Raw genomic sequence first — 12,554 nt, 5'->3', positions numbered from 1 at the left:
GGTAAGGATAAATATTTTTATCAAAAATGATCCTCTTTTCATTTGAACGGCTTATTTTTGTGCCGACTAAAGAACCAATTATGGTAGAAGAGATAGAAAAGATACTATCCATGATTGAAAATCAAGAATGGAAAAAACTCAAGCAAGAAGTTGAAAACCTTGAGCCATATTCTGTATTTGAACTTTTTGAAGAAATTTCAAGAAGAGATAAAATCATTCTCTTCCGATTGTTAAACAATGATCAAACTCGCGAAGTGTTTAAACTTCTTTCACTTGAAGGACAACAAGAAATTATCGAAGATTTAGCCGAAAACGCCAATAAAATTGCTCAACTATTAAACGATATTGACCCAGATGACCGTACTGCATTTTTAGCAGAATTACCAGGTGAAGTAGCACAACGTCTTATCAAACAATTATCAGAAGAACAACGCAATATCACCAATCAATTATTAGGCTATCCCAAAGACAGTATTGGGCGTTTGATGACTACAGAATTTGTAGCTATACGACCTACTTTCACCGTAGAAAAAACCTTTCAACATATACGAAAATTCGGACATAATTCCGAAACACTTAACGTAATCTATATTGTTGATAAGGACTGGAAATTAGTTGATGATATTACTATAAAAGATTTAATTCTAGCAGAGCCAGAGCAAATAATAGACGATTTAGTAAACCATCAGTTTATTTCGTTAAAGGCTTCTGAAGACCAAGAAACTGCCATCCGAATTTTTAAAGATTGTAATAGAGTGGCTCTTCCAGTAGTGGATGACAAAGGTGTTTTGTTAGGTATTGTAACTTTTGACGATATTATGGACGTTCAGGAAGAAGAATCTTCTGAGGACTTCCATAAATTTGGAGCCTTTCAAAGTGCCGTTTCCAATCCATTAACTGCACGTATTTTTGATTTATACAAAAATCGTATTTTCTGGCTGATAGCTTTAGTTTTCATGAATCTATTTTCTGGTGGAATCCTTGCTAGTTTTGAAGACGTTATAGGTAAATATGTAGCACTTGTATTTTTCTTACCTCTTCTCATTGATAGTGGTGGAAATGCAGGATCGCAAACAGCTACTTTAATGATACGTTCACTTGCAATGGGAGATGTCAAAATGAGTGATTGGTATCGCCTAATTACTAAAGAATTTGCAGTGTCTTTAATATTAGGTCTAACAATGGCTTTAGGTGTTTCTCTTGTAGCTAGTTTTCGTGCACCAGAAGTAATTGTAGTTGTTGCCTTAACCATGTTGGCAATTGTCTTAATGGGTAGTGTCGTAGGACTCTTATTACCATTCATCTTTACTAAACTAAAGATAGACCCCGCAACAGCAAGTGCGCCTCTTATTACAACCATTGCTGATATTAGCGGAGTACTGATATATTTTAGTATCGCTTCTTGGTATTTAGATTTTTAGGAAATCAATTATTATTTGGCATTGAATCCGTTGGCTTAGAATCCCAAGATCCCTCGTATTTGAACAATAATTTACTATAATAATCAGCTGAGTAAAATGCTATACGATCAATAGTTGCATCAATCTCACTCTTATCTAAATTATCAGCCTCACGCAAACTCATCATATACATCCATTCTCCTTTTACACAAATAGAACAACCATACAATTCAAAGTTAATAGTTAAAAGGTTCAAATAAATTGCTTCTTTATTTCTATCGGGAACTTTCATCAATGGACTCATTACTTGGAAATAAAATTGATTAGGCTTTTCTGGAAAAGAAAATAAATCAATATAGACTGTAGAGCCTTTGTACGTTAGTGTCCACTGACCATCTTTATCTCCCCGACACAAAGCTGCATCAACCCCTAATTCAGTGATACTTTGTTCAATCAGGAATGCAGTAGCAGTATCAAAAATCATAATTTTAAATTTAAAGTGTGGAGTAAATATATAATTTTATTTATATGCCCTTAACAAAAAGCCATAAAATAATTCTTTTCCCGTAGTAGTTTTTTTCCACAATTCTGCCAATTCAATTTTGCGAAAATAAGGTTCAGCATATTCTTGAATTTCTTCTAATGTAATTTTGGGTGAGTAGGTATTTAAAATTAGCAAACCATCTTGTTTAAGAAGAATAGCTGCCGATTCAATCAAAAATTCCAATTGGTCTTCGAGTTTCCATTTTTCATTTTTTGTTCCAACTCCCCAAGCAGGTGGATCCATAACAATTAAATCATAGGTATTTCCCCTCTTCTCTTCTTTCTGAGCAAATTTAAGAGCATCCTCATGTATCCAACGAATATCAGATAATCCTGAATCCTCCATATTATACTTAGCCCAAGTAATTAGCTGCTTAACTGAATCTACATGCGTAACTTCAGCTCCTGTATTCCTACCTACAACAGAAGCAGCTCCTGTATATGCAAAAAGATTAAGCATCTTCATTCCAGGCTGTAAGAAATCGGATATAAGTTCCCAATTTGTTGCTTGCTCCGGAAAAAGACCAACGTGTTTAAATTTTGTTCGTTCAAGTAAAAAACTTAATCCTTGAAAGTGAATTTTCCAATCACCTGTCGGTAGAGATTTGAGCAATTTCCATTCTCCATTAGTTGAACTTTTCTCAATAAATTCAAGATGAGCCTTCTCTTTCCACTCTTTAGCAGATAAAGCTGGGGGGAAATATGCCTGTAATTCAGGGCGAATGGTAATTACTTTGCCCCAACGCTCTAGTTTTTTATTAAATCCAGCATCGATCAGTTCATAATCGGCCCAGTTGTTACTATAAATTTTTGGAATCATTTATTCGTTCTCTTCTTTTTGAATTTCTAGGAATACTTTATCTAACTCCTGATAGAATTCTTCTCCATAAGCACGTATGATAGCATCTTTTAAGAATTGGTATAAAGGGATATTCATCTTTTCGCCCAAAATACAGCCAGGTTTACATATGTCAATTTCTTCATAATTCAAGGCAGTAAATTCAGGGAACTTCTTGGCTCGAATAGGGAAAAGTTCACATGAAATAGGTTTTTTCCAATTAATATCTCCATTGCGATATGCTTTCTCAATAGCACATTTAGCTATTCCTCTCTCATCATAAAAAACAAAAGCACATGCCCCATTACTCACGAGATTAGTAACCATATCACCATCTTTATCAGCATGAGCCACTCCATCTTTCTCTACCTTCTCAATCCCTTCTGGAATCATATAGGGTTTTATTTTCGGTAATAGCTCTTCTATGATTTTGATTTCATCTGTTGTTACCGGTGCTCCATCCTCTCCTTCTACACAGCAAGCACCTTTACATTTATTCAAATCACACATGAACTTTCGTGTGAAAAGCTCATCTGTTACTATTTTATCTCCAATTTGTATTAACATGATGCAAAGGTAAGGAGGAAATAGAAGATAGAAAAGATTTACCATTAAAAAAGCCGCCTCTTTTAGAGACGGCTTTCTAATTGATAAACTTAAGACTATTTAATGATTACTTTCTTGGTTTCCCCGCTTTCTTTTTCACGCACAAAATACATTCCAGGTTCCACCTCTAGTTTCACCTCTTGTGGATATGTTTTTGCATCGTAAACAGCTACGAGTTTGCCATTCATATCATGTAATTCAAAAACAGCTTCTTTATTGGCTGTAATGTAGAATGTACCATTGTTTGGATTTGGATAAATACCCCAACCATCCAATGATAGCTCTTCTAATCCTAATCCTGTAATAGAATAACAATCAGAAGTATCTACACAACCGTCATATACTATTATAACCGCAAAATCTGCATTCTCAGTTGCTGTATATGTTTGACTTGTTGCGCCAACAATTGATTCAAATGCATTATCACAGCTTACCCATTGATAATTAGCATTATTTAAATCTGCATTTAATACTGAACCAATCTGAGTGACAGATGTATTTGGTGCTGGCTTCACTGTAACGGTATAGTTTGTTGTAGAACTACATACGTCTGAAGACACTGTCAAAGAGTATATACCATTTGCAGCCATTCCTACAGCAGCTATTATCGGGTCTTGGTCTGAACTAGTAAATCCATCCGGACCTGACCATTGGTAACTCACCATACCATTCGGTAAACCAAACAATTCAATGTCTGTTTTTTCACAAACGGAAGCGTCAGTTGAGATAATTGCTTGAATTCCATTTACCACAGAAATAGCAATGGTGTCACTGTTATAACAACCATCTGAATTATATGCTGTAACAATATAATCACCACTATTTGTTGGTATCACTGCTGTTAATGTAGTGTTTTGTGTATTTGCGTTAAATGCATTTGGTCCATTCCATTCATAGCTAACTGCTCCAGATGGACTGGCACTTAAATTCAATACACTTCCTTCACATAACAAAGTGTTATTCGCTGTTGCATGAATCTCTGGTAGTGACTTAATTGTCACATAAAGAGAATCTGAAGCACTACAAATACTATCACTAACTGTTACTACATACATACCTTGATGCGCAAACTGTAGGCTAGACAACTGTGGATTTTGAGTAGATATATTGTATCCATCTGGTCCTGTCCAATCATACGAATACATGCTATCTGGTCCAGAATACAATTTCAATGTCTCATCTTCACAAAGTGTCAAGCTATTTGCCCAAATTGAAACATTTGGTACTGGACTAATGATAATGGTAATATCATCTGTTGCCTGACACCCATTTGGGTGTGTCGTTGTAACAGAATAAGTACCTGCATTTGCCATAGAAACAGAAGCAAAACTTGGATATTGATCCAAACTAGCAAAACTATTTGGTCCTGTCCAACTAAAGCTAGTTCCACTATTCGTTGTAGCGGATAAAATCAATACACTTCCTTCACAAAGCGTATTATCATTTGCCGTCGCAAAAATAGTTGGTGTTGCTTTTACTGTAATCTGGATAGAATCTGTTGCAGTACAAATACCATTAGTCATGGTTACAAAATATTTACCTTGTTGTGTTGGTAAAATTCCTGTAATATTTGGTGCAGGACTACTGCTTGTATAACCATTTGGACCTACCCAACTATAAGATGACATACCACTTGGCAATCCAACTAAACTTAAAGTTTGTCCTTCACAGATATCTGTGAAATTAGCTGAGATAGATGGAGCTATAGCATTATGTACTGTTACAGTAACAGAGTCTTTTGCCTTACAACCAAATGAATTTTCAACAGTTACCACATATTTTCCGCTATGATTTGCATTTGTTGCATTAATAATCGGATTTTGATTAGAACTATTAAATCCATTTGGACCTGTCCATAAGTAAGATGTACCCCCACTAGGAGTTGCTGTAAAGCTTAACACACTTCCCTCACATACATTTGATGAATTAACACCTGCAGTAATGGTTGGTGATGTGTTTACAATTACGGAAACTGAACTAATAGCATTACAAGAACCATTATCCACTACCAATGTATAAGAACCTTGATTAGCTCCTGTAGCATTTAGGATAACTGGATTTTGATCTGTACTCGTAAATCCATTCGGACCTGTCCAAGCATAACTCAAACCATTTGGCAAAGCAAATAATTCAATATCTTCTCCTGAGCAGATTGTTGGACTACCAATAGAAGCAAATGCAGTTGGTGAAGGATTCACCGTTACATTTACACTACTAGATACAGAACATCCGGCAGTATTGGAAGCTACTACAGTATAAATACCGCTTTGACTCGCAGAACTCGTAACAAAACTAGGGTTCTGTTGAGAGCTTGTAAATCCATTCGGACCTGTCCAACTAAATACTGTTGCACCACTTGCAGAAGCAGTTAAGTGTAAAGTATTTCCTGTACATAAAGTAGTTAGATTGGAACTCGCATTAACTGATATTGAACCTGCCACATTGATTTGAATAGTTGCAGTAGAACTACACAATCCATTATCAACTGTTACGACATACGCTCCATCATTTGAACCATCTAGACCAGTGATACTTGGATTTTGATCTGTACTCATAAATCCATTTGGTCCTACCCAAGAATAAGTCATTCCATTAGGTAGCACTGAAAGATTCAAATCCTCACCCACACAGAAGTCGGTTTTGTTAGCCGAAACATACGCTGTTGGTCCTGGATTTACCGTTACACTTACTGAACCAGTTGTATAACAACCAGAAGGATAGTAAGCTGTAACCGAAAACGTTCCATTATGTGAACTATTTACTGAAGGAATCATTGGATTCTGACTCGTACTGTAATATCCTCCTGGGCCAGTCCACACATAAGATGTCGCTCCGTTAGGAGAGGCAGATAGTTGAAGAGACTCTGTTGTACATAAAGTAGTTGCACTTACAGAGGCTGTCACTATTGGAGCTGGATTCACAAATACATTTACAGTAGCCGAATCTACACATCCTCCTATTCCAGTTACCACAACTTTGTATTGTGTAGAAGAAGAAGGATTAGCAATTGGATTTGAAATAGTTGGATCACTTAAACCAACTGCAGGCGACCATACATAAGAAGAACCACCATTTACAAATAATTGCGCATCATCTCCCTGACAAATATTCACGTTACCACTAACACTTGAAATTGGGTTAGGGAATATAGAAACATTGATACTAGAAGTGCTCTTACAATTATTTGCATCAAATATGGTAACTGTATATGTACCTTGACTACTAGCAGTAATAGTCTGTGTATATTCATTGGTACTCCAAGAATAAGCAGCTGCTGGTGTAATACAAGTCAAATCTACGTCACCTCCAGCACAAAATGAAGTAGCTCCATTAGCCGTAATCACAGGAGTACTTGGATTAGGATTTACTACTACATTAACCGTATCTGTACCTAAGCAATTTCCATTTGAAACAGTTACTACATACGTTCCTGAGGAAGCTACATTAATACCTTGAGTAGTAGCACCTGTGTTCCATAAATAGGAAGTAGCACCACTTGCAGCAGTTAACACAACATTACCTCCTTGACAGAAAGTAGTTGGACCATTTGCCGTAATTGAAGCATCATAATAGCTAATCTTTACCTCAGTAAAGTCTGAGAATACACCACAACCGTCATTATCCACAGCGTAAACACGATAGAAACCAGAAGTATCAGCATCAAATGTCTGACCTGTTCCTACTATTGTTCCACCCTTAAACCAAGTATAAGACGAAAATCCAGCATCTGCTGAGAAATTCACCTCATCACCCGGACAAATTAACTGAGTGGAACTAGGTGTAATCGCAATAGTTGGATGTGCTAAACATGGCTCTACTTTAACTACTGTTTTAAAGGTAGGTCCCCAATTCCCATTAAAGTCTTCTACACGCACATTTAAAACATGTAAGCCTGTATCAGGGATATATGCCCATGACTGATGAAGGTCTTCAATGACATTATCAAAATTACCATCAAATGCCAATAAAGGATTTCCGTTACCTTGTCCTGGATCATTATCAAAGAAGAACTCTGCTTTCTTCACTTTAATTCCACGTAAAGCCAATGGCGTAGTTATATCAATAATCGTTTTAAAAACAGGGCCCCAATTATTTTGAGCATCCTTGACACGAACATTAAATAAATGAACACCATAAGCAGGTAAGCTTCCTCCTGATTCTGACAATGATTCAATTGCATCATTGAAATTCCCATCAAAAGCTAACAACGGTGAACCATTACCTTGTCCTGGGTCTGTATCCCAAAAATATTCGCCGGCAGTAATTTTTATGTCTCTCAATACCAAAGGAGATGTAATATTCATCAATGTGGTAAAAACAGGACCCCAATTACTACCGTCACTCACACGAACATTCAATGTATGAATACCTGTTCCTGGAATAGTCAGGTTAGATACAGTCAAGGCCTCAATAGCGTCATTGAAATTACCATCAAAAGCTAATAATGGAGTACCACTACCCTCTCCTGGATCAGTATCCCAATATAACTCAGCTAATGTTACTTTTGGATTACGTTTCACAAGCGGACTCGTAATATTTAACACTGTGGTAAAAACAGGACCCCAGATTCCTTGCGCATCTTTCACACGGATACCCATAGAGTGTACACCAACTGTTGGAAGTGTGAATATAGTAGAAGTTAAGGCTTCGATAGCATTGTTGAAATTTCCATCATAAGCCAATACTGTAGTACCATTCCCCTCTCCTGGGTCACTATCAAAGAACATTTCAGCAACAGTTATTTTAGGAGTTCGTATTACCATGGAATTGGTAATATTTATGACTGAAGTAAATATTGGTCCCCAAGTTCCTTGCACATCCTTTACACGGATATTCATGGTGTGAACTCCAACTGAAGGAAGTGTATAAATAGTAGCTGCAAGTACTTCGACGGCATCACTAAAATTCCCATCGAAAGCCAGTACAGTTGTACCATTTCCTTCTCCTGGATCGGCATCCCAGAACAATTCTGCCTGAGAGACTTTGATATTACGTTTAGTAAGTGTAGACGCTGCATAAAATACAGTCTTAAAAATAGGCCCCCAATCGCCTTGGTCATCTTTTACACGAATGTTAAACGTGTGTAAGCCGACCGCTCCAACAGAAATCCCATTTTTAAATAATGATTCAACTGCATTGTCTATATTTCCATCACTTGCTATTACCGAAATACCACTCCCTTCACCTGGGTCAGCATCGATAAAATACTCTGCTTCCACGAGTTTTCGCTGAGAAAATCCGTAGCTGGTAGCCATAACAAATAGCACCATCAGCAGAAAGTATGGATTAAACAATCGTTTCATATTCAAAAGATTTAGTTTATTAATTCTCAATTTTCTTTTGAATACTATCTGTCAAACGAATTTGCTTTGATGTTTAAGGTTCCACTTTGCAGAATAGTTCTTGGAGCATTTACAAAGAATACACGAGCTGCACCTGTAATTGGGAAAAAGTTATCTAACGTAAATGAACCTCCATAACAACCCACATCATTCTGAGTTAAATCTATATCATAATAAGTAAAATCTGGATATCCTGCATTAAAACCATCAGAACCAATATTCATTTTACCAGTAGTTGTATTGATTGTTGTATTTGAGTTGGCATTATTAGTGCCATCATCTGTTATACCATAAATTACACTTCCATTGTTCAAATAATTATAGGAGCAGGAGATTGTATTAGTTCCGGTATTATCCGAAATCATTACTGTACTTGACACATCTCCTAGTAACAAATTATTTAGCACATCAAATTTACTATTTGGGTAACTTGAATTATTAAATGGAAAATAAATACCACGTGCTCTATTTGCATAATACATCCTAGTGTAAATCGTATTATTAATAATCTTATTAGTTGTTAAAGCAGAGTTTTTAGCGGCAGCAATAGTCAAATAGTAAGTATCATAATTTGATGGAGATGATGAATTGTATCCATAATTATTCATAATATTAAAAAATTGGGAAGAATTATTCCAATAGATAAAATTTGGGTAATTTCCTGCATCAATTGTCATCATATTCCCCACAATGTTAAGTGTATCATTCGATACCAGTCCATCAGTATTAACAGTAATACAACTTAGATAATAACCACTACCATTACTTAATCCTTGACCAGCAGTTGTGTTTTTAATTTCATTCCCGATCACATTTCCAAATCGGATGGCTATATATCCCTTATTAATTATATTAGAAATAATATTTGCATTAAAATAATCGTAGTTGAAATTAATATATCCACCCAATAACTCACAATTCATAATATTGACTTCACAACGCGCTCCTGCAGGACTAGCTCCAGTTGCGGCAATATACCCAGTATTGTTTTTCATGTGTAAGATAGAAATTTTTCTTCCTATTGCAGGCGTAACAGTAATATTCCCTGTCATTACCCACATAACTCCTTCTGTATTAGACAATAATTGAACAGATTTATTAATGATGAAATTTTCTGTATAGGAAGCCCCTCCAGTTTTAGGTTGAATTAATATTCTATCTCCATCTGCAGCAGCAGCTATGGCATCCGAGATTGAAGAGTAACATCCTCCTGAACCAGATTCACTTACACATAAGTCTGCAGCGTTCACATTAAACGCCATCATGATAGTAGAAAAAATTCCTACGATTAGTTTTTTTGTTTTCATAAATTTATCAATTTTAATAGGTTATATAATTGAACAAAAGTAGTGAATGTGATTTTTACAAAAAATACGTAATATGCCGTATTTTAACTATTTTATTAACAAAATATCACTATATATCAATGAATTATGGAATGAGTATTTGAAAATAACAAAGAAATACCAAACTATCCCATCGACAGCTATCGGTATTCAACCTTTATAACGATAGCTTACTCCTAAACCCCAAAATATATTTTTTTATTTGAATATATTATCGTAAATTAGTAAGGCAATCATTAAAAATAACTATTATGAAAAAATCACTCCTCTTAGTATTTCTACTCTTCTTAGGAGTTAGTTTTGCACAGTATGAACCTGTTCTAAAACCATCTTCTCATTGGATTGAATTGAAAGTAATGTTAACACCTGAGTTTATCAATTGCCAAATAGATAGTATCGTTTATATAAATGATACGAACATAAATGGCAACCAATATCATGTATTAAATAATTTTTCAGATTTCAATAATCATACAAATTTTATTAGAGAAGATACTACTAATGGAAGATTATGGTTTTTTGCCTCTATTCCCCCTTATAATGGAAATGTAAATGAAGAAACGCTGATTATGGATTTATCCTTAAATTTAGGAGACGCCTTCCCGATTCCTATAAGATCTATTCAAAATGAGCAAATTATTGATACTTTTAACGTGGTTGTTGATAGCATCTTTTACCAAAATAATAAAAAGCATATTCGATTCGGAAACTTAATAAATGATTTTACTCATGAACACTTGACATTTATTGAGGGTATAGGTACAAATTTTGGATTTGATTATACTTATAATACAAAAAATAAAACTCTTGTCAAACATGTAAAATCAGATAGTCTTAACTATTTTCAGGATTTTACAGGATTGTGCACCACTGTTGGCTTAGAATCTTTAGAAGATCATAACATTAATATCTACCCAAATCCAACCAGTGAACAAATGTTAAATATTTCAAATATATATAATAGCGATGTGATTCACTACTATATAACAAGCATAAAGGGAGAAATGTTAATTTCAGGTAAATTCAGAACCCATGCTCAGGTAGATGTTACTCTTCTCAGTAGAGGAATCTATTTTTTAACACTTTCAAATACTGAAAGCCAGTTATTAATCGTAAAAAAAGTTATAAGATTATGAAGTCATTGCATAACTATCCGAAACTTTTTCAGAAAATCATATTAAAAATTAAAAAACCGAAACAGTCTTCTTAAATTTGAAAATCACGACAAAATTCAAATGAAATGGGACTGTTTCGTAGGAACAAAAATAACAATAAGCCTGTAATTCGTCAAATTATTGACTTAATTCCTCAACATTTATTAGCAAGAGTTATTCAACAGCATAATTCTGACAAGGGATGCCATAAATACAAGACTTATGACCAACTTGTTGCAAATTTGTTCGGACAGCTGTCTCGATGTAGTACTTTAGAGGATATTTCTGTTGGTATTGGTGTGTCGAAAACCTTTATTCGGGACTTAGACTTAAAACAAAGTCCTGCAAAATCAACGATGAGTGATGGGAATAAAAAACGTAGCCACAAAGTCTTTGAGAGTCTGTATATGAGTTTGTTAAGCTACTACGGTAATTTATTGAAAAGACATACTCATCGAAAAGTAGTAGAAGAAGTTAAAAATCAAACTATTCTTCTTCGTGATAGCAGTACAGTTAGCGTGTGTCTAGGGCTTTTTGATTGGGCAAAGTTTCGGACAGCAAAAGGAGGAATTAAAATCCATACGCAATGGGATGAGGCGATGATGATGCCTAACCTTGTGAATATCACTAATGCATCTATTCATGACAGAAAAGGATTTGAAGAAATTGTTTTCCCAAAGGATACGATTATTGTTGAAGATAAAGGATATTGGGATTTTAACATCATTAAAGCTAGGGTGTTGTCCCAAAATGTTTTTGTTACAAGAATAAAAGAAAACACTGTTTATGAAGTAGCTGAAGAATTAGATCTTCCAGAAAATGAGGATCAACATATTTTAATAGACGAGATTATTTATTTGACAGGACAAAAAGCAAAAGAAGTTGGGATAAATCAAATGAAATTCAGAAAGGTTGTAGCCTACCATGAAGAGAAAAATACAACGATAGAAATTATAACTAATAATCTTTCTTGGAAAGCTTCAACAATTGCAGAACTATACAGAAGGCGTTGGGATATAGAAACTTTCTTCAAGCTTTTAAAACAAAATCTCAATGTCAAAACTTTTATAGGAACTTCTGAAAATGCAGTAAAATCACAAATATTTATTGCATTAATTACCTATTTACTACTTGAACTTTTACGAAGAGTTGGGGTGTCAGGGAAAACGGCTTTTTCAAACTTTGTAGAAAAAATAAGAATTTGTCTGCCATTCTATCTTTCCTTAGATTATGTTATAAATACTATCCGACCGATTGTCCAAAAAGCAGAGAAACCTCCTCCAGAAGATGATTTGTGGACAACGGTACAACTCCAAATGTTTTAA

General features: G+C 34.9%; 8 protein-coding genes. 3 read left to right on the top strand and 5 right to left on the bottom strand.

Annotated features, from left to right (window positions below; genetic code table 11):
* The first annotated feature begins 80 nt into the window (after nucleotides 1-80).
* Entirely contained in the window at nucleotides 81-1,421 is a 1,341-nt protein-coding gene (mgtE, locus tag M9897_02890; protein ID MCO5267824.1) for a magnesium transporter, read from the top strand.
* A gap of 4 nt (nucleotides 1,422-1,425) precedes the next feature.
* On the opposite strand, the gene M9897_02885 is transcribed toward mgtE, so the two are convergent.
* From M9897_02885 to M9897_02865, 5 genes are all read right to left on the bottom strand, one after another.
* Entirely contained in the window at nucleotides 1,426-1,884 is a 459-nt protein-coding gene (locus M9897_02885; GenBank protein MCO5267823.1) for a YbjN domain-containing protein, read from the bottom strand.
* A gap of 36 nt (nucleotides 1,885-1,920) precedes the next feature.
* Nucleotides 1,921-2,763, bottom strand: a complete 843-nt coding sequence (locus M9897_02880) for a class I SAM-dependent methyltransferase (GenBank protein MCO5267822.1) — start codon at nucleotides 2,761-2,763, stop codon at nucleotides 1,921-1,923.
* A complete protein-coding gene (locus M9897_02875) occupies nucleotides 2,764-3,348 on the bottom strand; it encodes a DUF3109 family protein (GenBank protein ID MCO5267821.1) in 585 nt (194 codons plus the stop codon). It abuts the gene before it with no gap.
* 95 nt (nucleotides 3,349-3,443) lie between these two features.
* A complete protein-coding gene (locus M9897_02870) occupies nucleotides 3,444-8,690 on the bottom strand; it encodes a T9SS type A sorting domain-containing protein (GenBank protein ID MCO5267820.1) in 5,247 nt (1,748 codons plus the stop codon).
* Between the two features lie 44 nt (nucleotides 8,691-8,734).
* Entirely contained in the window at nucleotides 8,735-10,036 is a 1,302-nt protein-coding gene (locus M9897_02865; GenBank protein MCO5267819.1) for a hypothetical protein, read from the bottom strand.
* A 290-nt stretch (nucleotides 10,037-10,326) separates the two neighbouring features.
* On the opposite strand from M9897_02865, the gene M9897_02860 reads away from it, so the two are divergent.
* Nucleotides 10,327-11,211, top strand: coding sequence for a T9SS type A sorting domain-containing protein (locus M9897_02860; GenBank protein MCO5267818.1), 885 nt, complete (start codon nucleotides 10,327-10,329; stop codon nucleotides 11,209-11,211).
* A 104-nt stretch (nucleotides 11,212-11,315) separates the two neighbouring features.
* Nucleotides 11,316-12,554 carry an IS4 family transposase gene (locus M9897_02855; GenBank protein ID MCO5267817.1) on the top strand — a complete coding sequence of 413 codons (1,239 nt, stop codon included), beginning with the start codon at nucleotides 11,316-11,318 and terminating at the stop codon, nucleotides 12,552-12,554.

It is taken from the genome of Brumimicrobium sp. (assembly GCA_023957385.1).
Classification (GTDB): Bacteria; Bacteroidota; Bacteroidia; order Flavobacteriales_D; family Crocinitomicaceae; genus Brumimicrobium.
Note: the sequence above shows the minus strand (reverse complement) of the source record. Positions and strands in the feature narration are given on the sequence as shown.

Bases quoted from the DNA above. Each gene is read 5' to 3' on its own strand.
- mgtE (MCO5267824.1), top strand. From the start codon at position 81: ATGGTAGAAGAGATAGAAAAGATACTATCCATGATTGAAAATCAAGAA.
- M9897_02855 (MCO5267817.1), top strand. From the start codon at position 11,316: ATGGGACTGTTTCGTAGGAACAAAAATAACAATAAGCCTGTAATTCGT.
- M9897_02870 (MCO5267820.1), bottom strand. From the start codon at position 8,690: ATGAAACGATTGTTTAATCCATACTTTCTGCTGATGGTGCTATTTGTT.
- M9897_02885 (MCO5267823.1), bottom strand. From the start codon at position 1,884: ATGATTTTTGATACTGCTACTGCATTCCTGATTGAACAAAGTATCACT.
- M9897_02865 (MCO5267819.1), bottom strand. From the start codon at position 10,036: ATGAAAACAAAAAAACTAATCGTAGGAATTTTTTCTACTATCATGATG.
- M9897_02860 (MCO5267818.1), top strand. From the start codon at position 10,327: ATGAAAAAATCACTCCTCTTAGTATTTCTACTCTTCTTAGGAGTTAGT.
- M9897_02875 (MCO5267821.1), bottom strand. From the start codon at position 3,348: ATGTTAATACAAATTGGAGATAAAATAGTAACAGATGAGCTTTTCACA.
- M9897_02880 (MCO5267822.1), bottom strand. From the start codon at position 2,763: ATGATTCCAAAAATTTATAGTAACAACTGGGCCGATTATGAACTGATC.